23 protein-coding genes and 1 pseudogene are annotated in these 25,771 nt (G+C 70.7%); 12 read left to right on the top strand and 12 right to left on the bottom strand.

All coding sequences use genetic code 11. From position 1 onward, the window contains the following. Nucleotides 1-86 precede the first annotated feature (86 nt). Nucleotides 87-1,082, bottom strand: a complete 996-nt coding sequence (locus ACLZN2_RS26245; RefSeq protein ID WP_416981521.1) for a sigma-70 family RNA polymerase sigma factor — start codon at nucleotides 1,080-1,082, stop codon at nucleotides 87-89. Nucleotides 1,083-1,294: 212 nt separating this feature from the next. Between ACLZN2_RS26245 and ACLZN2_RS26240 the strand changes: the two genes are divergently transcribed. Then, complete coding sequence (locus tag ACLZN2_RS26240; protein WP_416981520.1) at nucleotides 1,295-1,813, top strand: GNAT family N-acetyltransferase; 519 nt, start codon at nucleotides 1,295-1,297, stop codon at nucleotides 1,811-1,813. A 38-nt stretch (nucleotides 1,814-1,851) separates the two neighbouring features. Here the strand turns inward: ACLZN2_RS26240 and ACLZN2_RS26235 are convergent, their stop codons facing one another. Further along, on the bottom strand, nucleotides 1,852-2,637 hold the full coding sequence (locus tag ACLZN2_RS26235; protein ID WP_416981519.1) for a dioxygenase: 786 nt from the start codon (nucleotides 2,635-2,637) through the stop codon (nucleotides 1,852-1,854). 129 nt (nucleotides 2,638-2,766) lie between these two features. Here ACLZN2_RS26235 and ACLZN2_RS26230 point away from each other — a divergent pair, with 129 nt between their 5' ends. After that, nucleotides 2,767-3,276: a MarR family winged helix-turn-helix transcriptional regulator gene (locus ACLZN2_RS26230; RefSeq protein WP_416981518.1), complete on the top strand. Its 510-nt coding sequence runs from the start codon at nucleotides 2,767-2,769 to the stop codon at nucleotides 3,274-3,276. Nucleotides 3,277-3,429: 153 nt separating this feature from the next. Here ACLZN2_RS26230 and ACLZN2_RS26225 read toward each other — a convergent pair whose 3' ends face one another. Further along, complete coding sequence (locus tag ACLZN2_RS26225; RefSeq protein WP_416981517.1) at nucleotides 3,430-4,962, bottom strand: MFS transporter; 1,533 nt, start codon at nucleotides 4,960-4,962, stop codon at nucleotides 3,430-3,432. Between the two features lie 162 nt (nucleotides 4,963-5,124). Next, complete coding sequence (locus tag ACLZN2_RS26220; protein WP_416981524.1) at nucleotides 5,125-5,769, bottom strand: TetR/AcrR family transcriptional regulator; 645 nt, start codon at nucleotides 5,767-5,769, stop codon at nucleotides 5,125-5,127. A gap of 240 nt (nucleotides 5,770-6,009) precedes the next feature. Here ACLZN2_RS26220 and ACLZN2_RS26215 point away from each other — a divergent pair, with 240 nt between their 5' ends. From ACLZN2_RS26215 to ACLZN2_RS26190, 6 genes are all read left to right on the top strand, one after another. Then, nucleotides 6,010-7,323, top strand: coding sequence for a M6 family metalloprotease domain-containing protein (locus ACLZN2_RS26215; RefSeq protein WP_416981515.1), 1,314 nt, complete (start codon nucleotides 6,010-6,012; stop codon nucleotides 7,321-7,323). A 68-nt stretch (nucleotides 7,324-7,391) separates the two neighbouring features. After that, entirely contained in the window at nucleotides 7,392-8,990 is a 1,599-nt protein-coding gene (locus ACLZN2_RS26210; protein ID WP_416981514.1) for a helix-turn-helix domain-containing protein, read from the top strand. A gap of 168 nt (nucleotides 8,991-9,158) precedes the next feature. After that, nucleotides 9,159-9,557, top strand: coding sequence for a VOC family protein (locus ACLZN2_RS26205; RefSeq protein ID WP_416981513.1), 399 nt, complete (start codon nucleotides 9,159-9,161; stop codon nucleotides 9,555-9,557). Nucleotides 9,558-9,587: 30 nt separating this feature from the next. Further along, nucleotides 9,588-9,803 (top strand): hypothetical protein, encoded by a 216-nt coding sequence (locus ACLZN2_RS26200; RefSeq protein WP_416981512.1) that lies wholly within the window; start codon nucleotides 9,588-9,590, stop codon nucleotides 9,801-9,803. Nucleotides 9,804-9,915: 112 nt separating this feature from the next. Further along, on the top strand, nucleotides 9,916-10,158 hold the full coding sequence (locus ACLZN2_RS26195; protein ID WP_416981510.1) for a GntR family transcriptional regulator: 243 nt from the start codon (nucleotides 9,916-9,918) through the stop codon (nucleotides 10,156-10,158). A 293-nt stretch (nucleotides 10,159-10,451) separates the two neighbouring features. Then, the gene (locus tag ACLZN2_RS26190; protein WP_416981509.1) at nucleotides 10,452-10,730 is read left to right on the top strand and encodes a hypothetical protein; all 279 of its coding nucleotides are present in this window, start codon (nucleotides 10,452-10,454) and stop codon (nucleotides 10,728-10,730) included. A gap of 72 nt (nucleotides 10,731-10,802) precedes the next feature. On the opposite strand, the gene ACLZN2_RS26185 is transcribed toward ACLZN2_RS26190, so the two are convergent. Beyond that, nucleotides 10,803-12,026, bottom strand: a complete 1,224-nt coding sequence (locus ACLZN2_RS26185) for an MFS transporter (RefSeq protein ID WP_416981507.1) — start codon at nucleotides 12,024-12,026, stop codon at nucleotides 10,803-10,805. Between the two features lie 452 nt (nucleotides 12,027-12,478). Between ACLZN2_RS26185 and ACLZN2_RS26180 the strand changes: the two genes are divergently transcribed. Beyond that, nucleotides 12,479-12,916, top strand: a complete 438-nt coding sequence (locus ACLZN2_RS26180) for a peptidase inhibitor family I36 protein (protein ID WP_352348600.1) — start codon at nucleotides 12,479-12,481, stop codon at nucleotides 12,914-12,916. A gap of 65 nt (nucleotides 12,917-12,981) precedes the next feature. On the opposite strand, the gene ACLZN2_RS26175 is transcribed toward ACLZN2_RS26180, so the two are convergent. Beyond that, the gene (locus tag ACLZN2_RS26175; protein ID WP_416981506.1) at nucleotides 12,982-14,070 is read right to left on the bottom strand and encodes a helix-turn-helix transcriptional regulator; all 1,089 of its coding nucleotides are present in this window, start codon (nucleotides 14,068-14,070) and stop codon (nucleotides 12,982-12,984) included. 540 nt (nucleotides 14,071-14,610) lie between these two features. On the opposite strand from ACLZN2_RS26175, the gene ACLZN2_RS26170 reads away from it, so the two are divergent. Beyond that, nucleotides 14,611-16,263, top strand: a complete 1,653-nt coding sequence (locus ACLZN2_RS26170; RefSeq protein ID WP_416981505.1) for an MFS transporter — start codon at nucleotides 14,611-14,613, stop codon at nucleotides 16,261-16,263. A 91-nt stretch (nucleotides 16,264-16,354) separates the two neighbouring features. After that, nucleotides 16,355-17,329, top strand: coding sequence for an Lrp/AsnC family transcriptional regulator (locus ACLZN2_RS26165; protein WP_416981504.1), 975 nt, complete (start codon nucleotides 16,355-16,357; stop codon nucleotides 17,327-17,329). Between the two features lie 48 nt (nucleotides 17,330-17,377). Here ACLZN2_RS26165 and ACLZN2_RS26160 read toward each other — a convergent pair whose 3' ends face one another. The 6 genes and pseudogenes from ACLZN2_RS26160 to ACLZN2_RS26135 all read right to left on the bottom strand — a co-directional run bounded on the left by ACLZN2_RS26160 (nucleotide 17,378) and on the right by ACLZN2_RS26135 (nucleotide 24,840). Further along, nucleotides 17,378-18,193 carry a maleylpyruvate isomerase family mycothiol-dependent enzyme gene (locus tag ACLZN2_RS26160; protein ID WP_416981503.1) on the bottom strand — a complete coding sequence of 272 codons (816 nt, stop codon included), beginning with the start codon at nucleotides 18,191-18,193 and terminating at the stop codon, nucleotides 17,378-17,380. Next, nucleotides 18,190-19,860, bottom strand: a complete 1,671-nt coding sequence (locus ACLZN2_RS26155) for a (2,3-dihydroxybenzoyl)adenylate synthase (RefSeq protein ID WP_416981502.1) — start codon at nucleotides 19,858-19,860, stop codon at nucleotides 18,190-18,192. The genes ACLZN2_RS26160 and ACLZN2_RS26155 overlap by 4 nt, the downstream gene beginning before the upstream one ends. Then, nucleotides 19,841-21,916, bottom strand: a complete 2,076-nt coding sequence (locus ACLZN2_RS26150; protein WP_416981500.1) for an acetate--CoA ligase family protein — start codon at nucleotides 21,914-21,916, stop codon at nucleotides 19,841-19,843. Before ACLZN2_RS26150 ends, ACLZN2_RS26155 begins: the two co-directional genes overlap by 20 nt. Further along, complete coding sequence (locus tag ACLZN2_RS26145; protein ID WP_416981498.1) at nucleotides 21,913-23,514, bottom strand: FAD-dependent monooxygenase; 1,602 nt, start codon at nucleotides 23,512-23,514, stop codon at nucleotides 21,913-21,915. Before ACLZN2_RS26145 ends, ACLZN2_RS26150 begins: the two co-directional genes overlap by 4 nt. 80 nt (nucleotides 23,515-23,594) lie before the next feature. Further along, nucleotides 23,595-23,981 (bottom strand): annotated as a pseudogene (locus tag ACLZN2_RS26140) (hypothetical protein); the annotation flags it as partial. Between the two features lie 52 nt (nucleotides 23,982-24,033). Beyond that, nucleotides 24,034-24,840, bottom strand: a complete 807-nt coding sequence (locus tag ACLZN2_RS26135; RefSeq protein ID WP_416981496.1) for a PaaX family transcriptional regulator C-terminal domain-containing protein — start codon at nucleotides 24,838-24,840, stop codon at nucleotides 24,034-24,036. A 159-nt stretch (nucleotides 24,841-24,999) separates the two neighbouring features. Between ACLZN2_RS26135 and ACLZN2_RS26130 the strand changes: the two genes are divergently transcribed. Then, nucleotides 25,000-25,725: an alpha/beta fold hydrolase gene (locus ACLZN2_RS26130; protein ID WP_416981495.1), complete on the top strand. Its 726-nt coding sequence runs from the start codon at nucleotides 25,000-25,002 to the stop codon at nucleotides 25,723-25,725. Nucleotides 25,726-25,771: the final 46 nt, after the last annotated feature.

Below are 25,771 nucleotides of genomic sequence, written 5' to 3'. Positions count from 1 at the left end.
GGGGCGACCCTCCGCCTTGCGATCGCACGCACCAGACGCCGCCGGGCCCGCCCTACGGGCGGACGACGCTACTTTCGAAACACGCCCTAGGCCGCCGCCTCGAACCCGGTGTCCCGGGCCAGCTTCTTCAGTTCCAGCAGGGCGTGCTTCTCGATCTGGCGAATGCGTTCGCGGGTCAGGCCGTGCTCCTTGCCGACCTCGGTGAGGGTGCGCTCGCGGCCGTCCTCGATGCCGTACCGCATCTTGATGATGGAGGCGGTGCGCGGTTCGAGGCGGTCGATCAGGCCGTCGAGTTCCTCGCTGCGCAGCAGCGTGAGGACCGACTGCTCGGGCGACACCGCCGAGGTGTCCTCCAGGAGGTCGCCGAACTGGGTCTCGCCCTCGTCGTCCACCGACATGTTCAGGGACACCGGGTCGCGGGCCCAGTCCAGGACGTCCGTGACGCGCTCGGGGGTGGAGCCGAGCTCCTCGGCGATCTCCTGGGGCTCGGGCTCGCGGCCGTGCTCCCGGTTGAACTCGCGCTGGACGCGACGGATCCGGCCGAGCTCCTCCACGAGGTGGACGGGCAGGCGGATCGTGCGCGACTGGTCGGCTATCGAGCGGGTGATGGCCTGGCGGATCCACCAGGTGGCGTACGTCGAGAACTTGAAGCCCTTGCGGTAGTCGAACTTCTCGACCGCGCGGACCAGGCCGGCGTTGCCCTCCTGGATCAGGTCGAGGAGGGGGAGACCGCTGCGCGGGTAGCGGCGGGCGACGGCGACGACCAGTCGGAGGTTGGAGCGGATGAACACGTCCTTGGCGCGGTCGCTCTCGGCGACCAGGGCCTGGAACTCCTCGCGGGTGGCGTCCGCCCGGGACTCCTCGTACCCGTCGAGGACCTGTTGCGCGAACACACCCGCCTCGATGATCTGGGACAGCTCGACTTCCTTGGCGGCGTCGAGCAGCGGTGTACGCGCGATCTCGTCGAGGTACATGCCGACCAGGTCGCGGTCGGCGATCTCGCCGCCATGGGCGCGAACACTGCTTGCCGCGTCGGTCCCGCCACTGGCGGACTGACGACGGGCGACGGCACGGGTTGCCATGCGTGCTCCCTTGCGATGGTGGGTCAGCGGGTGGTCCTTGGACACCGGGCACTCGCTCAGTGGTCCCGGGACTCGCTCGGGACTCTGCTCGTGTGCCCTGCATCCGATGGAAACAACGACTGGAATCAGGACAGAATTCCCAACCCGCACCCCGAATTTTCTGATCATGCAGTACCCTGTCCGGCCACCGAGGGGCCACACGGGGAGAAGCGATGCCGTCGGAGTACGCAGAGGTGCAGGTCAGGCCCGGAATCGAGGGAGACCTCGAAGCCCTCACCAGCCTCTACAACCACTACGTTCGTGAGACGCCCATCACATTCGATACCGCGGTCTTCACTCCGGAAGAGCGCCGCCCTTGGCTGCTCTCCCACCTTGAAGACGGCCCGTACCTGCTGAAGGTTGCCGTTGACGCGGACTCACAGGAGATTCTGGGGTACGCCACATCCAGCCCCTACCGGGTGAAGCCGGCGTACGGGACCTCCGTGGAGGTCTCGGTCTACCTGCGCCCCGACGCGGGCGGGCGCGGCATCGGCACGCTCCTCTACAAGGCGCTCTTCGAGGCACTGGCGGGCGAGGACCTGCACCGGGCGTACGCCGGGATCGCACAGCCGAACGAAGCGTCCACGCGGCTGCATGAACGCTTCGGTTTCCGGTACGTCGGCACCTACCGGGAGGTGGGCCGCAAGTTCGGCCGCTACTGGGACGTCGCCTGGTACGAGAAGGAGCTGTAGCACGCCCCCCGCCCGCGCGGGACGCTCAGGGCCTTGTCCTAGCCGAACTGCACCGACCTCTTCGCCAGCCCCATCCAGAACCCGTCGATCACCGACTTCTGCGCGTCCAGTTCGCCGGAGACCTCGGCGGCGCCCATGGTGACGAAGAGCGGGGCGAAGTGCTCGGTGCGGGGGTGGGCGTAGCGGCCGGCCGGGGCCTTGTGGAGGAAGTCCAGCAGGGAGTCCCAGTCACGGGCCTCCATGGCGCGCCTGCCCCAGTCGTCGAACTCCACCGACCAGGAGGGGATGCCGCCCTGGCGGAGCGCGGCGAGGTTGTGGGTGAAGAAGCCGGAGCCGACGATCAGGACGCCCTCGTCGCGCAAGGGGGCGAGCTTGCGGCCGATCTCCATGAGCCGGACGGGGTCGAGGGTCGGCATGGACACCTGGAGGACGGGGATGTCGGCGGCCGGGAACATCTCGACGAGGGGAACGTACGCGCCGTGATCGAGGCCTCGGTCGGGGATGTCCTGGACGGGGATCCCGGGGGCGCGCAGCAGCTTGCGCACGCTCTCGGCGAGCTCCGGTGCGCCGGGGGCGTCGTACTTCACCTGGTAGTAATGCTCGGGGAAGCCCCAGAAGTCGTAGACGAGGGGCACCGGGTCGACGGCGCCGAGGGCGAGGGGGGCCTCTTCCCAGTGGGCGGAGACCATGAGGATCGCCTTGGGGCGGGGGAGGCCGGCGGACCATGCGGCGAGTTCGCCCGGCCAGATCGGGTCGTCCGCGAGCGGCGGAGCGCCATGACTGAGATACAGCGCGGGCATGCGTTCCTGAGTGGCGGCGGACATGACGACGACGACCTCCGGTTTCCGGGCGGCTCCCCTCGGAACCGTTGCTTGAAATCTAAAACGTCAACATCCAACAGCATATTCCCGATTGGTTTAAAATTCAAGGAGCGTGCCCTTACAGTGGAACCCATGAAGAAGGCATCCACACCCGCTGAAGAGCCCCGATGGCTCACCGACGAAGAACAGATCGTCTGGCGCTCCTACGTCCACGCGAGCATGCTCCTCGAGGACCACATGGACCGGCAGCTCCAGCGGGACGCGGGGATGCCCCACATCTACTACGGCCTTCTCGTCAAACTGGCCGAGTCTCCCCAGCGCCGGCTGCGGATGACCGAGCTCGCGATGCACGCGAAGATCACCCGCTCGAGGCTCTCGCACGCGATCGCGCGGCTGGAGAAGAGCGGCTGGGTACGGCGTGAGGACTGTGCCTCCGACAAGCGCGGGCAGTTCGCCGTGCTGACCGAGGAGGGGCTGGACGTGCTGCGGCGGGCGGCGCCGGGGCATGTCACGGCGGTGCGCAACGCGGTGTTCGACCGGCTCAGCGTGGAGCAGCAGAAGGCCCTCGGCGAGATCATGCTGATCATCGCCGAGGGGCTTCAGCCGGACGAGGTCGGGGCCGACCTTCCCTGGTTGCGTTAGCGCTCCGCCGGGAAGCGCTGGTTAGCGGTGGTTAGCGCAGTTGTTCGGGTGCGGCTGCGTCGGGGCTTGTCGCGCCCACGCGGCGGAGCCGCACATCGATACAGCCCCGCGCCCCTCAGGGGCGCTGCCCCCTTCAGGGGCGCGTCCCTCACGTCAGTGGGCCACCACCGGGATCTGGACCGCGTCCTCCGCGTCCTCCGCGTTCGCGCCCGTCGCCTGGCCCAGTTCCGGCTTGCCCGCGTTGACGAGGGTCAGGGCGATCGCGGCGGCGGCGACCAGGATGCCCACGGCGAACCAGATGGCGCTGGTGTAGCCGTGCACCATGCCCTCCAGCTGGACCAGCTGCTGCTGGGGCTTGGAGGCGGCGCCCGCGATGTGGTCCTTGATGTACGACGTCGTCGCGGACGCGGCGATCGTGTTCAGCAGGGCGGTGCCGATCGCGCCGCCCACCTGCTGCGAGGTGTTCACCATCGCGGAGGCGACACCGGCGTCCCGCGGCTCGATGCCGTACGTGGCCAGGGACATGGCGGGCATGAACGCCGTACCCATGCCGAGGCCGAGCAGCAGCATCGCCGGCAGCAGGACGGCCGCGTACGAGGAACCGATCTCCATGCGGGTCAGCAGCAGCATGCCGAGCGCGGCGACCAGGAAGCCGGGGCCCATCAGCAGGCGCGGGGCGACCCGGGTCATCAGGCGGGTGCCGATCTGGGTGGAACCGGTGATCATGCCCACGATCATCGGCAGGAACGCGAAGCCGGTCTTGACCGGGGAGTAGCCCTTGACGACCTGGAGGTAGTAGGTGAGGAACAGGAACAGGCCGAACATCGCGATGATCGCGAGGCCGAGGGAGAGGTAGACACCGCCGCGGTTGCGCTCGGTGATCACGCGCAGCGGCAGCAGCGGGGCCTTGACCTTCGACTCGACGATCACGAAGGCGAGCAGCAGGACGCCGGAGGCGACGAACATGCCGACGGTCAGGGAGTCGCTCCAGCCGTCGGACTCGGCGCGGGTGAAGCCGTAGACCAGCGAGACCAGGCCGAGGGTGGACAGGATGACGCCCGGGATGTCGAGAGAGGAGCGGTTGCGGCCGCCCTCGGGCTCACGGATGACGAAGTACGCGCCGGCCGCCGCGACGATCGCGAACGGGATGTTGACGAAGAACGTCCAGCGCCAGTCGAGGTACTCGGTGAGGAACCCGCCCAGGATCAGACCCACGGCGCCGCCACCGCCGGCGATCGCGCCATAGATGCCGAAGGCCTTGGCGCGCTCCTTGGCGTCGGTGAACATCACGGCGAGCAGGGAGAGCGCGGCGGGCGCGAGGAGTGCGCCGAAGGCGCCCTGGAGCGCGCGGGCGCCGAACATCATGGCCTCGTTGGTGGCGGCGCCGCCGAGCGCGGAGGCCGCGGCGAAGCCGGCGAGACCGGTGACGAAGGCGCGCTTGCGGCCCCACAGGTCGGCGATGCGCCCGCCGAAGAGCAGCAGACCGCCGAAGGCGAGGGCGTAGGCGGTGACGATCCACTGCCGGTTGCCGTCGGAGATGCCCAGGTCCTGCTGGGCGGAGGGCATCGCGATGTTCACGATGGTGGCGTCGAGGACGACCATCAGCTGGGCTATGGCGATGAAGGCCAGTGCCTTCCAGCGGTTGGCGTCGGGGACGCCGGGAGCCTTGACGGCTGTTTCAGACATGGGGGTACCCACTTCGGGACTTCGTGACGGAAAGAAACGGAAAGAAACGGAAAAAAGGTGAGGTAAGTGGGCGGCCCGTCGACGGCGACGGCGACGGCCGCTGAACTACTGGCTGATTAACTGGCCGATAACTGGCTGACTACCGGCTGATGACTGGTCGGATCAGGCCTGGCGCAGGTCCTCCATGGTCACGGCGGTGCCCGGCAGGACGGAGGGGGCCGGGGCCCGCAGTCCGTCCAGGAACAGCTGGAGGTGGCGGTGGACGAAGCGGTCGGACTTCAGGAGGCCCGTGCCGGCCGGGGGCCGGCTGAGCTGGGCCACCACGATCATGATGTCGCCCACGCCGACGTCGGACCGTAGCCGCCCGGCCGCCTTGGCGCGGTCCATGACCTCCTCGATGATCCGCTCGACGCGTTCGCGGGCGGCTTCCAGGTCGGGGTGGTGCTGGTCGAAGGTGCTGGAGACCATCGGGCACAGCGCGCTGATCCGCTCGTCGGCGGAGGCGTGCACGAAGCGCTCCAGTGCCGCGAACGCGTCCCCGGTCTCGGCGAGGGCGTCCTGGCCGGCCAGGACCGTGCGGTCCAGGACCGAGCAGACGACCTCACGGACGAGGGCGTCGCGGTCGGGGAAGTTGCGGTACACCGTGGCGTTGCCGACGCCGGCCCGGCGGGCGATGTCGTCGAGCGGCACATCGGGGCCGAACTCGGTGAGCATCTCGCGGGCGGCGGTGACGATCCGCTCCCGGTTACGCAGGGCGTCGGCACGGGGCCGGGGGGCCTTGCGCCCGACAGGGGTCGCGGTCTGCACGGCGTACTCCTCGAAGCTGGGGCGGGGCGATCCGGGGAAGCTGTCCCCGTTTCGCTCGGACACCTGACTAAACGGGGAAGGGGTCCCCGGTTATTTCCCGCTCCCGGAAGTTTCTTTGTGTGATCTGGTTCACATGCACACGATCGGTCGTTCCCAGCGCGCGTCCGCTCCCCTCGCGGCACAGGGTGATCGAAAGGGTGCAGCCGGTGACGGGAGGCTGCCCGGAGCGAAAGGCACCGCATGCAGCCGCAGCCCGTGCGCACCGCCCCGGAACCCCTCCGCCGACGGATACGCCCGCGCCGCGTCGCCGCCCTCGCCTCCGTGACCGCGCTGACCCTCGCGGTCTCCACCTCGGCCGGCACCGGGCACCTCTCCCCCGGCCTCGGGCCGACCAAGGCGGGGGCGGGCCCGATCCCGCTGAGCCGTTCGGCCTCCCTCGCCCCCTGCATGATCAGGGGCGGATCGTCCGTCCAGATGTCCGAGGGCGTCCCCACACCCGGCGGATACGTCCGCTCCACCGGCACCGTCCGTGCCCTCACCCTGATGGTCGACTTCCCCGACGCGCCGGGCAAGGGCACCGCGCTCGGCCGGTACCACGAGTTCTTCCCGCAGACCGAGCGATGGTTCCGCACCGCCTCCTACGGCCGCCTCGACTACCGCTCCGAGACCCCGATCCGGCACTGGCTGCGGATGCCGAAGTCGTTCCGGGCGTACGGCATAGAGCGCGGCGCACCCTTCGACCCCGGCTACCGCCGGCTCGTCCAGGACATCGTGGCCGCCGCCGATCCGAGCGTGGACTTCCGCTCGTACGACCTGCTGAACGTGCTGGCGACCCCGAACGCGGGCCCCTCCGCGCTGGACACCGTGCTGTCGGTGACGTTCGCCGGGAACACCGAGGCGCCGGTCGCCGACGGGGTGGCCGTCGCCAACGCGTCCTTCGTCTACTCCCGCCAGGACGACGGCTCCGGCTCCTACGGCCGCACCGGCTACCGCGTCCTGCCGCACGAGAACGGGCATGTCTTCGGGCTGCCCGACCTCTACACCCAGGACGGCGGGGGCGCGGTCGGACACTGGGACATCATGAGCGAGGACTGGGGGGCCAACAACGACCTGCTCGGCTGGCACAAGTGGAAACTGGGCTGGCTGGACGCGAGCCAGGTGGCCTGCTCGGCGGTGCGCGGGTCGGCCGAGTACCGGCTGACGCCGCTGTGGCGGGCCGGGGGCCCGAAACTGGTGTTCGTGCCCGTCGACACGCGCACCGGTTACGCCGTCGAGCTGCGCACCCGCGGCGGCAACGACGAGACGGTGTGCCGGCCGGGGGTGCTCGTCTACAAGGTGGACGCGGGGATCGACACCGGCATGGGGCCGGTGACGGTGTACGACTCCGCCGAGGACAGCGGCGGCTGCACCCGCAGCCCGAACGTCCACGCGGAGCTCTCCGACGCGCCCTATGCCCCCGGCGAGTCCTTCACCGACACCGGGCGGGGCATCCGGATCTCGGTGACGGGCGCGAACCTGAAGGGCGACTACCGGGTGCGGGTCACCCGTCGGTGAGAGCCTGTGCCCGGCGTCGTAGAGCCGCATTACGGTAGGGCTGCCCAGACCGCCGTACCGGAGAACCGATGCCCGCGCACACGACCACCAGCCCCGGCCCCGGTCCCGGCCCCGGCCCCGAGACGGCCGCTCCCGCGGAGGCCGTCGTACCGCTGATGCGCGGGGTGGCCGTGCTGCGGGAGCTGACCGGGGCGGGCGGGGCGATACGGCTGAGCGAGCTGGAACGGGCCACGGGCCTCGCCCGCTCGACGGTGGACCGGGTCGTCGCGACGCTGGTGCGCATGGGGTACGCCCGGCTGGAGGGCCGGAACGTGATCCTCACCCCCGGTGTCATGGCACTGGGCAACGCCTGTCTGGCCGCGCTCAGGCTGCCCGCGCTGCTGGGCGCGCGGGCGGACGCCCTCGCCGACGAGCTCGACGAGTCGGTGTCGCTGGCCGTCGCCGACCGGGACGGCATCCGCTTCATCCACCAGGCCACCCGCCGCCGCGCGATGTCCCTGAGCTTCCGCATCGGCGATCTGCTGCCCGCCGAACGCACCGCGCCCGGCCCCCTGTTCGCGGCCGAGTGGACGGACGCCGAGTGGGAGCGCTGGCGCGAGCGCCGGTCGGCGGACCCCGAGGACCGGTCCTTCACCGCCGTACCGGCCGCCCCGCACCGGGCACCCGACGAGGACTTCGTACGGCGGGCCGAGCGGGCGGCCGAGGAGGGCTGGTCCCTCGACGACCAGCTGATCGAGCCGGGCCTGGTGGCGGTGTCGGTGCCGGTACGGGCGCCGGGGACGGGGCGGGTCGCGTGCGTCGCGAACGTCGTCAGCCACACCAGCCGGCACACGGCCGCCGGTCTGCGCGACACCCTGCTGCCCCGGCTGCGGACGGCGGTCGCGGCGATGGAGGAGGACCTGCGGCGGGCGCCCGCGACGGATCCGGGGCCGCCGCCCGCCGGGCTCGCCCTGTGGACGGGCGCCTCCAAGCAGGAGCTGGGCCGGGAGTTCATCGAGTCCCTGGCGCGCGGGCTGACCGTCCTCACCGTGTTCGGGGAGGGCAGGGCCGAACTCACCCTGACGGAGATCGCCAAGGCGACCGGACTGGCCAGGGCCACCGCCCGCCGGGCCCTGATCACCTACGAGCACCTGGGGCTGGTGGCGCCCGGCGGCCCCGAACGCACCTTCGCGCTCACCCCGCGCGTCCTCTCCCTCGGCTTCCCGCCCCTGTCCCGTACGACGCTCCCCCGCATCGCCACCCCGCATCTCGCGGCGCTCGCGGAACGGGTCCACGAGTCGACGGCGCTCGCGGTCCTCACCGACGGGGGCGACGAGATCCAGTACACGGCCGGGGTGGCCGCGCACCATCTGACGAGCGTGGACGTGACCGTGGGCGGACGGCGGCCGGCCCGGCTGACGGCGGCGGGGCGGGTGCTGACGGGCGACCACGAGGGCGGGTTCGCCTTCGTCGACGAGGAGTTGGAGCAGGGGCTGCGGTCGGTCGCGGTGCCCGTGCGGGACCGGACGGGACGGGTGGTCGCGGCGGTCGGGGTCGCGACGCACACGGCACGGCGGACGGCCGAGGAGTGCGTACGGGACCTGGTGCCCGAGCTGACGGCGACCGCGGCGCTCGTCGAGGCGGACCTGCGGGTGGCGGCCCGGTTCACGCGCGTACCGCTGTCGTGACGCCGCATGGAGCCGGGCCGTGGATCGAAGCGGTGGACGTGGGCCCGTGGAACTAAGCCGGTGATCTAGGCCGGTATCCGTCCTAGATGCTCCTTACGGTCGGAGGCGAAGCCGGGGAAGCCGGACCGCCCGGAGGACCGGCTTCCCTCACCCTCCCAAGGAGCTCCCATGCTGCGAGGCCTCACCACCGTCCGCTTCCACGCCGCCGACCTCGAGGCGGCCAAACGCTGGTACACCGAACTCCTCGGCATCGAGCCGTACTTCGAACGCCCCGGCTACGCCGAGTTCCGCATCGGCGACTACCAGCACGAACTCGGCCTGCTGGACAGCAAGTTCGTGACGGATCTGGGCGCGCACCCGGACACGACGGGAGGCGCGGTGACGTACTGGCACGTGGACGACGCCGAAGCGACCCTGACCCGCCTCCTCACCCTGGGCGCCAACCCCCACGAGCCCCTTCGCCAGTTCGGCGAGGGGTACCTCGGCGCCTCGGTCGTGGACCCCTTCGGCAACATCCTCGGCATCATGCAGAACCGTCACTACCTGGAAATCCTCGCCACGCACTGACCCCGCACCGGTGGGGCGGAGTACCTGGGGTTGCCGTCACTCCCTGTCCGCCGCCATGATGCCGACGCATTCCTCGAGCGCGGCGTGCAGCGCCGGTACGAAGGCGGCGAGCTCGGCGTCCGACGACCTGCCGCCCTCGAGTACCGCACCGACAACCGTGGCGAGGCCGGCGGCGGCCTTCAGAGCGCCGAGGGTCGCGAGGACGGCAGCTCGGCGCCGCTCGCGCTGCGGCTCAGGCTCCGGTGAGGAAGTAGCCGCTTCCAGCCGGGGCCGTTTTATGTTTGGGGCTCAGCTTAGCCGTGAATAACCGTAGATAACTACGGATGCGCGGAAACCCATGGTCACCCACGCTGAAGATATGGAGCTTGACCGCACACGTCCGCTGTGGCGGCAGATCGCAGCGGAGATCATCCGGCGTATCCAGGACGGCACGTACCCCCCAGGAACCCGCGTGCCGTCCACCCTGGAGATCGCCCAGGAGTTCGGCGTGGTGAACGCGACGGCGGCCAAGGCCATGCGTCACGTGAGGGAAGAGGGCTGGACGCGGGGCGAGGTCGGTCTGGGGACCTTCGTTGTCGACCCCCTGCCGCCATCCCCCTGACAACCTCGCCCTCCCGCCGGCGCTGCGCAGCCTGGCGCAAACCGCATCACGGGTGATCCACAGGCTCCAACTTGCTGGGCCCCGGCTACCCGACGCAGACCTCCGCGACCAGCTCACGGCCGGTTTTCCGGGAACCCCCTCGGTGGCTGGATCCCGGACCGGCCCGCGGCGGAAGGTGACCGCGCCCAGCCATCGCATCGCGGCGCCCCGCAGCGCAGGGGAGAGAGTCCTCCTCCTGAGCACCGGCGACCCGGACGCGGCCCGCGCGGCCTGGGCGGAGGGGCTGGACATCTTTGAGCGGCTCGGCCACGCCGACGCCGAGTCTCTTCGCAGACCGGCTCTCCCTGCGGGCTGCGCTCGCATGCCGCCCTGGGCTGGGCGCCCCCTTCGCGTTCCAGACCACCCTGAAGTCGGAGTACCTGTCCGACCTCACCGGTGAGCGCGCGATGCTGCTCGCGGGCGTCCACGGCATTGTCGAGATGCGCCCCTCGGTCGACATCTTCGTCGCACAGCCGTACGGCCCGACCGCGTGTCCCTCCCGAAGCCGTCACCGAGCGGCCCCGGGAGGCTGAACTCCTCGGCCTCTTCGTGGCCACGTCCGGCTGCACCCGGCGACAGCAGGCAGACGTGGCGCGCACCCGCGTTCACGCACTGTCGGGCGCGGGCAGGGCCGCCACCTTCCGGGTCGACCGGAGCCACAGCAGACCGGGCCACAGCGCGGCCACCGCCGATGCGGCTCCCATGAAGGACAGGGCGAAGACCGGGCTCTGCCACTGTGCGAGCAGTCCGGCGCCTCCGGTGCCGACACCCTGGGCGGTGAGGTTCATGGCCGACGCCACGCCCATGCCCTGGGCACGACGGTCGTCCGGCAGCAGTTCGACCAGCGTGGAGACGGAGACCACCACCTGGATGCACCACAGCGCGTTGCTGACGGCGAAGGACACCATGGGCAGGTAGATCCCGCCGCCCTGGATCGTGACGGCGACAAGCGGAAGGCCGGTGGTGAAGCACAGCAGTGGTAGGTGGTCCGCGTAGCGGTGGGCCGGCACGAACCGGTGGAACGCCCACAGGCCGGCCACCGCGCCCACACCCGTGCTGGCCAGCAGGACGCCCACCCAGACCGATCCGAGGCCGAGGGCGCTGACGTAGGGCGCGGCCACCGCCTCGGGGGCGATGTAGAAGAACCCGAGTGCTGTGCTCAGGAAGATCGCCCGTCGGCGAGGCTCGGCCCACAGGACGGTCAGACCGGCTGCGACGGATCCTGTTCCCTCCGGTGTCCCGGCAGCCGGGCGCGACTTGACGAAGCACCAGTAGAGCCCGAACGACGCGACGAAGGTGGTGGCGTCAAAAGCGAGACACGCCCGCGGAGTGAAAACCGAGGACACCACACCGCCGAAGGCGAAGCCGAAGATCTGAGCCGCCTGCATGGTGATCTGCCGGACAGACATGCCGATCGGATACTGCTCGGCGCTGAGAATCTCGCGCAGCAGGGCAAGATGGGCCGCCCTGTACGGTCCACCCAGAAACGACATGACCGACACGAGCAGGCAAAGAACGCCGAGCGGAACATCTGGAATCACCATGGCCCCGGCGGCGACGGCCCGACAGATGTCCACCGTCATCAGGACACTGCGGCGGGGCCGCCGGTCCGCCAGGTGGGAAAGCGTAAGCGCCCCGACAACGCTCGGCACGTAGGTAAGCGCATAGGTGAGGCCGGTCAGGGCCGCGGAGTCCGTGCGGTCGAACACCAGGATTGCCAGCGCGACCCGGGCCAACTGGTCCCCGAAGAACGAAACCAGTTCGGCCAGCCAGGTGGCGCGGAACTCAGTCGAAGAGAAAAGGGACCGTGGGGTGGGTTTGCCATGCACGGCGTTACCCTCGATTCTTCAATTTGCGCCCTCAGGAGGCCTGACGGGAGGAATGCCGGAATGCACTGGTGCGCCCATCGGCCGGTCGATGGACGGGACAATGACGATGCACAGCCCGGAAGGCGGACCGGCGCATGCCCGCGCCGATGGGTACGGGCATGCGCCGGCCTTCTTCCTTGCTGGTTCTTCTACCAATAGGGCTTCAGCATGGCTGTTCTCCCTTCCTGGCGTTTACATTGATCATTGCATCAAATGAGGGCAGGAAAGTATTGAACAACCACGCCATGCCGTGGCATACGCGCGCCACCGGTGGCGCCGCGCAGGCCAGGCCGTGTCCAGGTTGGCACGGTCGTACCATCGACGGGCATGGATGTTCTAGTACCCCAAGGTGGAAGTAGTGGATAATGCGGCATGCAACCGGTGGGGCAAATTCTCTGCTGCAAAACAAAGAGATGAGGATCCTGAACAAGATGCGAGCAGCTGTAGTGATTCCGGCAATAGCCTTGGCTCTGGCAAGTGCAGGGGTAATGGGGCCGACGGCCAGTGCCGCCACATCCTGCCCGTCAGATGAGGTTTGCCTCTACAAGGACATCAACTTCTCGGGGCCGATGTACGTGGTTCCCAAGATCACGTTGAGTAACGGCGTCAAGACGTCGTGCGTAAATGACCTGGCGGGCAAGAAGTTCTCGGACGGAACTCCGGCGGACAACCAGGCTTCCTCGGTCAAGAACAACACGGACAGCGCGTTGATTCTGAACCAGCATGCCGAAACCGCCGGAATCTATTCGGTTGTCAGCGGCGGCGGGTCGGTCGCCGACCTGCGGGTGGCACCGGCTCCGGCCACGAGCGGAACCGTCGATCTCAACGACAGGGTTTCTCGCGCCTGCTGACAGCGAAACTCGCCGCCTACGGCGACCTCCTCGACGAGGGTTGCGCCGGACCCTCGTCGAGCAGATCAGGAGTCGCCAGTTCTTCTGTTCCTCAGATATGCCCCGGGGGTTGACCCGTAGTAGGCCTTGAAATGCCGAATAAAGTGACTCGAATCCGAAAAATGCCAGCGCGCAGCCAACGCGGAAATATCTTTTGGTGTTTCGGTTCCCACTAGTTCGTCGTGAGCTTGTTGGAGACGCCGCCTACGCGCGAATGTCATCATCGATTCACCTGACACCGAAAATGATCGGTGCAGTGTCCGGAGTGAGACACCAATACGCTGAGCGACCATCCGAGGTGAGAGATCACGGCTGTCCAGATGACGCTCGATGACATTTCTCGCAGCCTCAACAGTCATACTCGCGCGAGTATCCGACTCCATGTCCCAACAATCGGACATGATTCCCGAGACGAGCGCGGCGAAAGTATCCCGAAGGGTGATTCGTATGGATTTCGAGACGCCTAGGTGATCGGCACTCTCGTCAATCATCTCAATGAAGTTCAGGAGAAACGTGACTTCCGGCATACCGGCATCTGCCACGTACGCGCGATCAAGCACTCTTATCGAACTGACGCGCGGGACCACCAGGTGTCTGGGTACGGATATGACGTGCGCCGAAAAGGAGGCGGAGCAAGAAAACTCCCATGACAGTTTGGTGTCGCGAATGAACATCTGGCCCGGCTTGACAGTATATTCTCCCCCTTCACCGACAAATGAGATCCAGCCCGCCTTGACCACATCGGCCACGATCGGATCATCGGCCGCACTGCCGCAGGACACCCCATTCATTGCGCCGCAGTAAATCCGGGCATACAGCAGACCGTCGATCACGTGACCTTGAGCGTCGAAACGGAACCCGTCAGGATTGGCAGATCTCGGAACAGAGACTGCCGTCAGGTGCGATAAGGGCGCCAACTCATCGCCACTCAGAGTCTGAGCACTGCTCTCGATTTCCCGAGCAGTGAGTGTGACGAAGTTTCTGAACCTGACATCGCCGGCCGGCCGATCGTCGCCGCCGGACGGGGGGAAGCCCGGCAGGCGCCCGGGGGCCTGCGAACTCCCGCCGGGAGACAGGTGGGAACGCGTCATCGTATTTCCCCTGCTGATGTTCACACGGTGGTTGGAGGCCCGGTGCTCACGGGTGCGAGGATGCGCCGCACCGTACGGAAACGGCGCGGACGCCGGCTGATCGAGGGAACCGGCCGCGTGACCATGGAACCGGGCGCGTGTTCACGGCCCGTGGACGTCCACTGCACGGCCCGCTGACGTCCACTGCACGGCCCATTGACGTCCACTGCACGGGTCGTTGACGTCCGCCTCGAGGCGCAGCTTGCGATACGAGCCGGAGGACACGGGCCGCGGGTCCGTGGGGTCGGACGGCCGTCAAGGGCTCGCAGTGGTGAACGCGACGGCGGCCAAGGCCATGCGTCACATGAGGGAAGAGGGCTGGACACGGGGCGAGGTCGGTCTGGGGACCTTCGTTGTCGACCCCCTGCCCTCCCCCTGAGTGGGAAATCCCCCGTAATCCCCCCTCCCGATGTCGGTTTTCCGGGAAACCCCCTCGGTGGCTGGATCCCGGCCCGGCCCGCGGCGGAAGGTGACCGCGCCCAGCCATCACATCGCGGCGCCCCGCAGCGCAAGGGAGAGTCCTCCGTGAATGTCACGCCACCGGCGACACCGTCGGCAGACCGGCGAGCGGTCACGCTCGTCATGGCCTGCCTCGGAGTGTTCGTCGCCTATCTGCCGGTCTCCACCGTCTCGGTGAGCCTGCCCGCCATCCAGCGGGCCCTGCACGCGTCGACCTCCCAACTCTCGTGGGTGACCGACGCCTTCGTGCTGCCCATGGCCGCCCTCATCCTGACCGCCGGCGTCTTCGGCGACGTCCACGGCCGCAAGAAGGTCTTCCAGGCGGGCCTCGCCTTCTGCACCGTCGGAGCCGGCATCGCGCTGTCCGCGGACTCCATCGAGGTCGTCTGGGCCGGTCAGGCGTTCTCCGGCCTCGGGGCGGCCGCCCTGCTGCCCACCACCCTGGCGCTGATCAGCCACGCCGTCCCGGACCCCCGTGAGCGGGGCAGGTTCATCGGCCTGTGGGCGACCTCGCTGATGTCGGCTCTGGCCGTCGGTCCACTGATCGCCGGAGTGATCCTCGACCAGGCCGCCTGGCGCTGGATCTACCTGCTGCCCATCCCCGTGGCCGTCATCGTCATGGCGCTCACCGCACGGCTGCTGACGGACTCCCGCGCCGCCGGCACCCGCCGCCTCGACTGGCCCGGCCAGATCACCGCGGCGGTCACGATCACCGCGCTCGTGTACGGGGTCATCGAAGGAGGCGCCCATTCCTTCTCCGAGGGCAAGGTGGTGCTGGCCCTGGCGATCGCCGCGATCGGAGCCGTCGGCTTCGTCCTGGTGGAACGGCGCGGCGACAGCCCCATGCTCGACCTGTCGCTCTTCCGCAGCCCCGCGTTCAGCGCCACCTCCCTCGTCGCCATGATCAGCTTCCTCGGCCTGATCGGTTTCTTCTTCGTCCTCAGCCTCTACTTCGGCATGGTGCAGCAGCTCAGCACGCTGGAGGCGGCCTCCCGGCTGCTGATGGTCACGCTGATGTCCCTGTTGGCGGGGCCGGTCGTGGGGCAGATGATGCACCGGGTGTCCGCACGGATCCTGATCACCGGCGGACTCCTCGTCACCGCGGGCGCGCTGCTGTCCCTGACCACCCTTGACGTGGACACGTCGTTCGGCTCCGTGACCTGGCGGCTCGCCCTGCTGGGCCTCGGCCTCGGTGTCGTCATCACCCCGATGACCGCCACCGCGGTCGCCTCCGTGCCACACCACCTCGCCGGCATGGCGGCAGCCGGGAACAACGCCTTCCGCCAGGTCGGCGGCGCTCTCGGTCCGGCGGTCCTCGGCGCCCTGCTGACCACCCGGGCCGTGAACGCCCTGCCCGGCCACCTCGCCGACGCCGGCCTGACGGGAGCACAGCAACAGCGCATCACCTCGGCCGTGGACGCGGGCGGCCTCGGCGCGGTCGCCCGGATGGAACTGGGAGCGGCCCAGGGACGCGCCCTCGGTGCCTTGTCCCAGGCCTTCCTCGACGGCCTCCAGCTGTGCCTGGTGGTGTCCGCGACGCTGACCCTGCTCGCCGCCGCCGTCGCAGCCGTCCTGCTGCGCGGCCCGCGGCGGAGCACGACGCCGGTCGCCGGGCCGGGATCGGGGCCGGGGCACCACGCCCATCACCGCCCCGACGGCACCCCGCAGCGTGAGGCGGCGGAACCGACCCACCTCGAAGCCGGCCACCGAGCGGGCTGACCAGGACAAGGCGCGACCAGGACAAGCCGACCAGGACAATGACGGTGGGCGCGGCGCAGGACCAACGCCCGCCGTCGGCAGGAGGAACCAGGTGGAGTCCACCCAGCTCGACGAACTCGACCTGAAGTTGCTCCAGGCGTTGCAGATCGACGGCCGGGCGCCGTTCAGCCGGATCGCCGACGTGCTCGGCGTCTCCGACCAGACCGTGGCACGGCGCTACCGGCGGCTGCGCACCACCGCACGCCTGCGGGTGCGCGGTATGGCGGACGACGGCCGGCTCGGCCGCAGCAGCTGGGTCGTCCGGCTGAGCTGCACCCCGGACGTGGCCGAGCACCTGGCCACCGCCCTCGCCCGCCGCCCGGACACGTCGTACGTCAACCTCACCTCCGGCGGCACCGAGGTGATGTGCGCCATGCGGCCCCGCAGCCGACAGGACCGCGACGAGCTGCTCTACGACCGCCTGCCGCGCACACCTCGCGTCATGTCCGTCAGCGCCCACTGCGTACTGCACCACTTCTACGGCGGCGTCCTGGGCTGGCTCAACAAGATCGACGCGCTCGATCCGGCCGAAGAGGCGGCCCTGCGTCCTCCGCGCGCCGCGGCGTCCGCCGCCCCCGTGTCCCTCGATGCCGAGGACGAGGCGCTGCTCGCCGTTCTGCGTCAGGACGGGCGGGCCACCCTCACCGAACTCCAGTCGGCCACCGGCCAGTCCGAGGCCGTGGTCAAGCGCCGCCTGGACAACCTGCGCTCCACCGGAGTGCTCTACTTCGACGTCGAGCACGACCCCGAGCCCCTCGGCCACTTCGTCGAGGCCTTCCTCTGGCTCACCGTGGCCCCGGCCGCCCTGACCGACGTCGGCACCGCCGTGGCCGCCCACCGCGAGGTGCGCTTCGCCGCCGCCATCACCGGCAAGGCCAACATGGTCGCCGTGAGCCTGCACCGCACCAGCGGCGAGCTGTACACGTACCTGAGCGAGCGCATCGGACGGCTCGAAGGCGTCCAGGCCGTCGAGTCCGTGCTGACCCTGCGCCGGGTGAAACAACTCGGCTACGAGCCCCTGCGCTGACCGCTTGGAGCACCGGGACGCAACGGCGAGATGGTGAGCGCTGGTGCGTCACAGCCAGGGTGGCAGGGTCACCGGGGCGGTGGGGTGGGGTGTGCGGCCCGTTGTCCAGGCCAGTAGGTCTGCCGCCGGGGCTTCGACCACAGGCACGGGGATCACGGGCGCGGGCTCGGGCGGTGTCGGGCCGATGTCCCAGGTGCGGGCGCGGTCGGTCGGGACGAGACGGACCGCCGGGCATGCGGGGCGGTTGGAGAGGGTGGCCGTGATGTCGTCGAGGAGGGTGTCGGTCAGGTCGGCGGGGAGGTCCGCGAAAGCGAAGATGAAAGCGGAGATCGCTTCTGATGCCAGTGGTGCCGCTGGTACCAATGGTGCCGGTGGTGCCGTTGGTACCAATGGTGCCGGTGGTGCCGCTGGCGCGAGGTCGATCGCGTGCAGCCATACCTCGCGTACCCGCATCCAGGGGATCTCGGCGGCGGGGATCGTGCGCCCCAGCGCGCTCCTGACCTCGGCCTGCCAGGTCGTCGCGTCGAGGGCCGCCAACGCGTCCTCCAGTTCCGCGGCCGTGGACTTCAGTTGGGCCCGTAGAACCTCGGGAGGGAGTGTCGCCGAGGACTCGATCTCAGTGGCACGTTGCTCGCGGTCGGCGTACATCGGGGTGGGGACGCCCGTGCGGGCCCAGGTGGCCAGGCGGGTGAGGGCCTCGGCGTTGCGTGCCACGTGGCCGAGGACATGGGCGCGGGTCCAACCGGGGAGGGCGCTCGCGTCGGCGAGGCCGTCGTCGGTGAGGCCGTCGGCCACGTGTGCCAGTACGGCCGTGCCCTCGCGCATCCACGGCAGGGTGACGGTCAGGTCGTGGCGGTCGGTCATGCCCTGTCGCTCCCGATGCGCTCCGCGATGTCCGCGCGCAACGCCTTCTTGTCGATCTTCCCTACCTTCGTGGACGGCAACTCCTCCACCGTCACGAGGTGTTCGGGCAGCTTGAAGCGGGCCACCCCGGCCTTCTCCATGCCGGCGCGGATCGTGTCCAGGGTCGGGGCGGGGCGGCCCGGGGCGGGGACCACGTAGAGGCAGACCCGTTCGCCCAGCATCGGATCGGGCATGGCCACCACTGCCACCTGGCCGGCATCCGTGAGCTCGTAGACGAGGTTCTCGATCTCCTCCGCGGAGATCTTTTCCCCACCCCTGTTGATCATGTCCTTGTCGCGGCCCTCGACGACCAGGTTGCCCTCCGGCGTACGGCGGCAGATGTCGCCGCTGCGGTACCAGCCGTCGGCTGTGAACGCCCGGCTGTTGTGCTCGGCGGCCCGGTAGTAGCCGCGGGGGGTGTACGGGCCTCGGGTGAGGAGGGAGCCGGCCTCGCCGTCGGGGACGTCCTGATCGAGTTCGTCGACCAGGCGGACCTCGTCGTCCTGGCACATGGGGCGGCCCTGCGTGGTGCAGATGATCTCCTCGGGGTCGTCGAGGCGGGTGTAGTTCAGCAGGCCCTCCGCCATGCCGAACACCTGCTGGAGCGTCGTACCGAGGACGGGGCGGATCCGGCGGGCCAGTTCGTCGGCCAACCGCGAGCCGCCGACCTGGAGGACGCGCAGGGTGTCCAGCTGCTCGGCCCCGTGCCGCTCGGCGTGTTCCAGCCAGCGGCCGGCGACGGCCGGGACGACAGCCGTGTGGGTGACTCCTTCGGCCTCGATCGTGGCGAAGGCCCGCACCGGCTCCGGGCTGGGCAGCATCACCACCCGGCCACCGGCCAGCAGGGTGCCCAGGATGCCGGGGCAGGCGAGCGGGAAGTTGTGGCCGGCGGGCAGGCTCACCAGGTAGACGGAGTCCTGGTCAAGGGCGCTGACCTCGGCGCTCGCCCGCGCGTTGTACGCGTAGTCGTCGTGGGTGCGGGCGATCAGCTTCGGCAGGCCGGTCGTACCGCCGGAGAGGAGGAATACGGCCACGTCCCGGCTGTCGGGCGCGGACGCGTCCAACCCGGACCGGTCGGCGGCCGGATCCGGGCCCGGCGCGCACAGGGCACGCAGGTCCACGCTGCCTGCGGCGATCCCGTCCCCGGCGACCAGGACGTGCCACGGGCCGGGCACCTCCTTGCCCAGCTCATGCGCGAGCGCCTGGTGGTCGAAGTCGCGCAGCCGGTCGGGTACGGCGATGGCGGCGGCCTCGGAGTGGGCGGCGAGGTGGGCGAGTTCGAGGCGGCGGTGGGCGGGCAGGGCCATCACCGGTACGATCCCGGCGCGCAGGCAGGCCCAGGTCAGGACGGTGAACTCCCAGCCGTTGGCGAGCTGGACCACGATCCGGTCGCCGGGGGCGAGGCCGAGGCCGAGCAGCCGCAGCGCCAACGCGTCGGCGCGGTCGGCCAGTTCGGCGTAGGTGAGGCGGAGGTCGCCGTCGACGAGCGCCGTCTCGTCCGGGGTGCGGTCGGCGCTCTCGCGCAGCAGATCCCCCAGCGGGCGGCCCGCCCAGTAGCCGGCCACCGTGTAGCGGTCGGCGTCGGCCTTCGGCCAGGGAACCGTTCCCTCACTGATGGGTGCGGCCATCACTCATCACCTCTTCTTGCAGCGGCTCGGCTGTCTCAGCCGCGATACACACAGCATCCAGCGCCACCTGGCCCTGAGCGGTGATCCGCAGCGGGTTGATCTCGATCTCGGAGAGTTCCCGGTGGGCGGCGAGCAGGTTGCCCAGGGCCGACACCACCTCGCCGAGCGCGCCCCGGTCCAGTACGGGCCCGCCGCGCCAGCCGTCGAGCAGGGCGTGTCCGGCCAGCTCGGCGGGCATCGCGGCGGCCTCGGCCGCGCTCAGCGGGGCGAGCCGGATGCTGACGTCCGCCAGGGCTTCGGCGGTGGTGCCGCCGAGGCCGACCAGGACGACCGGGCCGAACACCGGGTCGCGGCGGGCGCCGACCACGAGGTCCACGCCAGGGCCGGCCATCGACTCGACCAAGTAGCGCGAGGCTCCCGCAGCCTCGATCGCGTCGAGCGCCGCGTCCAGTTCCTCCGGTGTCCACACGCCGAGCCGTACCCCGCCGATCTCCGTCTTGTGCAGCACGGCCGCGTCCAGCAGCTTGACCGCCACCGGGCCGGGCAGTTCGGCCAGCGCCCGGTGCGCCTCGACGCGGTCGGCGCAGGCGCGGCGGGGCATGGTCGGCACGCCGAGCGCGGCGAGGAGCGTCTTGGCCCGGTCCTCGTCCCAGGGGCCGGAGCCGACGTCCACCCGCGGCGCGGCGGCGGGGATCGCGGTCGTACGGCCGCGACCGCGCGCGTCGGCGAGCAGCGCGCCGGTCATCGCGGCGAGCCCGTGCGGGTCGCCGGTCACCGGTACGCCCCGTTCCAGAAGGGCGCGGCGGACACGTCGTACGTCATCACCCGCCCCGCCGACTCCGAGCAGCATCGGCACGCTCGTGCGGGCCGCCGACACGGCCTCGACCAGGTCGAAGGCGCCGGGCTCGTGCAGGGCGTACGCGGAGATCAGGTCCACGGCCGGGTCGGCGGCCACCGCGTCCAGTACGGCGGCGAAGCCGGGGCCGGGGCGGCCCGTGTCGACCGGGTTGGCCTGGTAGGTCAGCGGGGGCAGTACGGCGGCCAGGGCGCGCCGGGTGTCCTCGGCCAGCTCGGGTACGGCGGCTCGGCGCCCGCGCAGGTCGTCGAGGAGGAGCAGGCCGGGTCCGGCCTGGGCGGTCACCACACCCACCCCTGGGTCGGCGGCCGCGGGCAGTCGTACGACGGACAACGCGCCCACCGCGTCGACCAGTGAGCGTTCGTCGTCCACCAGGACGGCGCCCGCCTGGGCGAGGGCGGCGCGGGTGGTGCGCCAGGAGGTGGCGAGGGCGCCGGTGTGGGAGGCCGCGAAGGCGCCGACGTCGTGGCGGCCGACGACGAGGGCGACGACCGGGCGGGTGGCGGTGAGACGGGCGACCGCGTCGGTGAGGCGGCGGCCGTCGGCGACCGACTCGATGTGCAGGGCCACGGCGGTGGTGCGCGGGTCGTCGGCCAGGTGGTCGAGGACATCGGCGGTCGTGATGTCCACGCTGTTGCCCAGGCCGACCGCGAGGCTCACCCCGTGCCCGGCCTCGGCGAGCAGGAACGCCAGGGCGTGGTTCACCCCTCCGCTGGCGGCCACGACGGCGATCCGGCCGGCGGGCACGTCGGCCGCGCCCGGCACGAAGCTGGTCGTGAGGCCCGGCGTGAGGAAGCCGGAGGTGTTCGGGCCCAGCAGCCGGATGCCGGTGCGCAGGGCGGCCTCGGCCAGCTCCCGCTGGTACCGCTCGCCGTCCGGTCCGGCCTCGGCGAAACCGCCGCCGTAGACGACGGCGGCCCGCGCCCCGGCCTTCGCGGCCTCTTCCACCGCGTCCGCGCAGGCCCTGGCCGGGAGGCAGACCAGCGCGAGGTCCACGGGGCCGTGCGCGGCGGCCTCCTCGACCGACCCGTGGACACCGGCGGCCGGCTCCGGGGCGCGGGCGTTGACCAGCGCCACGTGTCCGGGGAACGTGGTGACCGAACGGGCCAGTGCGGCACCCAGTTTGGCCGGGTCGCGGGAGGCGCCGATGACAGCGAGACCTCGGGGGGTGAACAGGGCGTCGAGCGTGCCGTACGTCATGACGCCACCTCCCACGCCGCGATGGTCTCCGCGGTGGCGCCGACCAGGTCCGTGCGCCCCGACAGGACCGCGGTGACCGCGCGGTCGCGGTCCAGGGTGTCGTCGATCAGCAGCGCGGGCAGACCGTGGTGCAGCCGGGCCCGTTCGGCGAGGAGGGCGCGGGTGTACGGCGTACCGCCGTACACGGCGATCAACAGCGGGGCGGACGCGGCGAGTTCGGCCAGGCGGGCGTACGCGGCGGCGAGGCCGGACTCGTCGTCGGGGGCCATGGTGCGGGCGCCCCAGGGCTCGGCGGCGGTGCCCGGCGCAAAGTCCCGCAGCGGCAGCGGGTCCCCGGTCCCGCCGACCGCCGTACCGCTGTCGGGCGCGACCTGCACGACCCGGCCGGGCAGCCGCCACAGGCCCAGGTCGAGCGGGGTCTCCAGCGGCTCGGCACCGTGGCGCGTCTCCCACTCGTCGTGGGTGGCGTGCACGAACTCGGGTGCGCGGCGGGCCAGTCGGGCGTCCGTGATGCTGCGGGAGAGGAAGTGGTAGGCGAACTGCCAGGGTTCCAAGGCGTCGTGGTACGCGCCGAAGTGCTCCCACCAGCCGAGGCTCGGCCGTGCCGCGTTCTGGATCGCGTCGACCGACGGCCGGGCGGTGGCCTCGTACGCGGCGAGGGCGGCCGGGAGGTCGTCGGCGTGCTTGGTGAGGGCGGCGGAGAGGGCGATCGCGTCCTCCATGGCCATCTTGGTACCGGAGCCGACGGAGAAGTGCGCGGTGTGCGCGGCGTCGCCGAGGAGGGCGACCGGGCGGGGGTCGGTGACGTACCAGTGGCGGGTGCGGCGGGTGCGGAAGTTGCCCCAGCGGGAGTTGTTGGTCAGGAGTCGGTGTCCGTCGATCTGGTCGGCGAACAGTTCCTCCAGGTACGCCTTCGTGGCCAGGTCGCTCGGGCCGGGTGGCCGGGTGACGTCGAAGGCGTCGAGGCCCGCCGCCCGCCAGGTCGGCTCGTCGGTCTCCACGATGAAGGTGCTCACGTCGGCGCTGATCGGGTAGCCGTGCACCGCGAACACGCCGTGCGGGCCGCGCTCGTGGACGAAGGTGAGCCCGTCGAACATGTAGTCCGTGCCGAACCAGATGAACTTGGCCGTCGCGGTGTCGAAGGCCGGCTCCAGACGGTCGGCGAGGGCTTCGCGGATCCGTGACGAGGTGCCGTCGGCGGCGACCACGAGGTCGTAGCCGTCCAGGTCGGCGAGGTCCGCCTCGGTCTCGAACCGCAGGTCCGCGCCCATGCCCCGGGCCCGCTCCTGGAGCAGCGCCAGCAGGGTGCGGCGGACGATCGCGGCCATGCCGTTGCCGCCGCAGCGCAGGCGCTCGCCCTTGAGCCGTACCTCGATGTCCTCCCAGTGCCGGCCGTGCGCGTCCAGCGCCTCGCGGAGCACCGGGTCGGCGTCGTGGATGCCGGCGAGCGTGCGGTCGGAGAACACCACGCCGAAGCCGAACGCGTCGTCGGCACGGTTGCGTTCGAAGACGGTCACCTCGACGGACGGGTCGGCCTGCCGGATCAGGGCGGCGAAGAACAGCCCTCCCGGGCCTCCGCCGACGACAGCGATGCGCATGGTCAGCCCCTCACGCGGGAGTCACGGACGAGCGTGTTGCGGCACTCGCCGATGCCTTCGACACGGGTCACCAGTTCGCCGCGGAACGCGGTCTGGGTGTGGCGGTGGGCCGGCGCCTCCTCGCCGGGGCCGAGGTACTGGATCGCGGCCCACAGGGTGGGGGTGGCGTAGGCCGTACCGGGCAGTCCCGGGTTGGCCGGCGCGATGGCGCGGCGCTCGCCGCCCCGGCCCACGGGGACGAGGTCGCCACTGCGGGCGGCGAGCGGGTGCAGCACCGACCAGCGCCACAGGGCGGGCACGGCGTCCGGCTGCGGCACGTGCGTCATCAGGCCCTCACGCCGGGTCCACGGCGGTGTCAGATGTGCGGCCTCGAAGTCGGCGTAGAGCCTCTCCAGCGCGGCACGTTCGTCGGTGATCGTCACGACGGACTCACTCCTTCGGGATTGCCTGAGCCCAACGTACGACATCCAAATAACGGTCGTCTAGATTTTGAAACGCATTTCTTCCGGGCGGCGCCGCTCAGCCCCCGTTGCCGCCGATCACCTCGTCGACGTACCCCTCCGCCTCCGCCCGCAGCAGGCCGTGGGCCTCCAGGAACAGCTCGTGGGCCTGGCGGCCGACCCAGCCCTCGGGCAGCAGCTCGGGGGGCAGGTCGGGGTCCCGGAAGGGGAACATGCGGTAGTCGTGAACCAGGCGCATGCGCTCGACCAGCGCGTCCCGGCCGCGCAGTTCGCCCGCGCGGTAGCCGGCGAGGCGGGGCCGGTAGCGGTCGAGCAGTTCGCCGTACTCCTTGTCCAGGGCGGCCAGGTCCCAGGAGCGGGCCGCCATGTCACGGTCGGCGACCGCTCCCTCGGAGCGCGCGTGCAACGCGTCGATCCGTGCCGCGGGCTGGTCGGCGAAGCTCTCCCTGACTTCGGCGACCCGGTCGTGCGGGCTGATCCACACGGACGCGGACAGCAGGCCGAAGCCCAGCCAGGACAGCTTCTTGCGCAGTTGCTCGCGCAGCGCCCGGTCGGCTTCGGGCACCGAGTAGATGACCATGTGCCACTGGCCGTCCCACGGGCCGGGCGCGCGCCGGAAGATCCGCTCCCGGCCCTCGTCGAGCAGCTGCCAGGAGGCGTCGGTGAGGGCGTAGAAGGTCTCCCTCCCCTCCCGGCGGCTGTCCAGCCAGCCCTCCTTGCGCATCCGGGCGGCGACCACCCGCACCGTGCTCTCGGGGATGTCGAAGCAGTCCATCAGCGCGACCAGACCGCGCAGCCGGACGTCGCCGCCCCGGTAGCGCAGATAGTCGCCGAACAGGTCGAAGACCAGCGACCGCGGTTTCACAAGCACCTCCTGGGCCCGGTACGGACCCCACCCCTATACGTGTCAACTACTTGACGATCGTCTCACGCACGACAGATATTTCAACTGTACGACGGCCGTCCCCGAGACGGCATGTTCCTGCCCCCGCCTCCTGTCACTCCCAGCGTCGAAGGAGACGCCATGACAGAGACCTTCGTCCTCGTATCCGGCGCCTGTCACAGCGGCTGGACCTGGCGCCCGGTGGCCGAACGGCTGCGCGCCGCCGGTCATCGCGTCCTCGCCCCCGACCTGCCCGGCCTCACCGACGGCGACGACCCGCGCGCGTACGGCCTGGCCGACGTCGGTGACTTCCTCGTCGACCTCGTCGAACGGCACGACCTGCGGGACGTCACCCTGGTCGGGCACAGCTGGGGCGGCTACCCGCTCACCGCGGCGGCCCCACGCCTCGCGCCACGCCTGCGGAGGCTCGTGTACTGGAGCGCGTTCGTCCCCGCCGAGGGCCGGTCCCTGATGGACGAGGTCCCGCCGCACTACGCCGAGATGTTCCGGCAGCTCGCCGCCGCGTCCGGCAACGACGGCATCCTCTTCCCGTACGAGGTCTTCGCGTCGGCCTTCATGCAGGACGGCGACGAGAGCGCCGTACGCCTGGTCCACGGTCTGCTGGTCCCCCAGCCCCTGCGCTACTTCACCGAGACGGTCGCCCCGATCGACCCGGCGGCGCTCGGCGTCCCCGCCTCCTACGTCGTCGGCACCGAGGACCTGGCCCTGCCGCCCGGCGAGTACGGCTGGACGCCCCGCTTCCCGCGGCGCCTCGGCCCGGACACGCCCGTGATCGAGTACCCCGGCAGCCATGAGGCCCAGTTCACCCGGCCCGACGACCTGACGGCGGCACTGCTGAAGACGTGAGGCGACGCGAAGACGAAACGACCGCCCCCACCGCGTCCTACGCGGC

It is taken from the genome of Streptomyces sp. T028 (assembly GCF_048159505.1).
Classification (GTDB): Bacteria; Actinomycetota; Actinomycetes; order Streptomycetales; family Streptomycetaceae; genus Streptomyces.
Note: the sequence above shows the minus strand (reverse complement) of the source record. Positions and strands in the feature narration are given on the sequence as shown.

What these genes read in the sequence shown, in the direction of transcription:
- ACLZN2_RS26240 (WP_416981520.1), top strand. Translation starts at nt 1,295, where the DNA reads ATGCCGTCGGAGTACGCAGAGGTGCAGGTCAGGCCCGGAATCGAGGGA.
- ACLZN2_RS26180 (WP_352348600.1), top strand. Translation starts at nt 12,479, where the DNA reads ATGAGGATCCTGAACAAGATGCGAGCAGCTGTAGTGATTCCGGCAATA.
- ACLZN2_RS26215 (WP_416981515.1), top strand. Translation starts at nt 6,010, where the DNA reads ATGCAGCCGCAGCCCGTGCGCACCGCCCCGGAACCCCTCCGCCGACGG.
- ACLZN2_RS26145 (WP_416981498.1), bottom strand. Translation starts at nt 23,514, where the DNA reads ATGCGCATCGCTGTCGTCGGCGGAGGCCCGGGAGGGCTGTTCTTCGCC.
- ACLZN2_RS26230 (WP_416981518.1), top strand. Translation starts at nt 2,767, where the DNA reads ATGAAGAAGGCATCCACACCCGCTGAAGAGCCCCGATGGCTCACCGAC.
- ACLZN2_RS26150 (WP_416981500.1), bottom strand. Translation starts at nt 21,916, where the DNA reads ATGACGTACGGCACGCTCGACGCCCTGTTCACCCCCCGAGGTCTCGCT.
- ACLZN2_RS26205 (WP_416981513.1), top strand. Translation starts at nt 9,159, where the DNA reads ATGCTGCGAGGCCTCACCACCGTCCGCTTCCACGCCGCCGACCTCGAG.
- ACLZN2_RS26245 (WP_416981521.1), bottom strand. Translation starts at nt 1,082, where the DNA reads ATGGCAACCCGTGCCGTCGCCCGTCGTCAGTCCGCCAGTGGCGGGACC.
- ACLZN2_RS26195 (WP_416981510.1), top strand. Translation starts at nt 9,916, where the DNA reads ATGGAGCTTGACCGCACACGTCCGCTGTGGCGGCAGATCGCAGCGGAG.
- ACLZN2_RS26130 (WP_416981495.1), top strand. Translation starts at nt 25,000, where the DNA reads ATGACAGAGACCTTCGTCCTCGTATCCGGCGCCTGTCACAGCGGCTGG.
- ACLZN2_RS26155 (WP_416981502.1), bottom strand. Translation starts at nt 19,860, where the DNA reads ATGGCCGCACCCATCAGTGAGGGAACGGTTCCCTGGCCGAAGGCCGAC.
- ACLZN2_RS26225 (WP_416981517.1), bottom strand. Translation starts at nt 4,962, where the DNA reads ATGTCTGAAACAGCCGTCAAGGCTCCCGGCGTCCCCGACGCCAACCGC.
- ACLZN2_RS26210 (WP_416981514.1), top strand. Translation starts at nt 7,392, where the DNA reads ATGCCCGCGCACACGACCACCAGCCCCGGCCCCGGTCCCGGCCCCGGC.
- ACLZN2_RS26235 (WP_416981519.1), bottom strand. Translation starts at nt 2,637, where the DNA reads ATGTCCGCCGCCACTCAGGAACGCATGCCCGCGCTGTATCTCAGTCAT.
- ACLZN2_RS26160 (WP_416981503.1), bottom strand. Translation starts at nt 18,193, where the DNA reads ATGACCGACCGCCACGACCTGACCGTCACCCTGCCGTGGATGCGCGAG.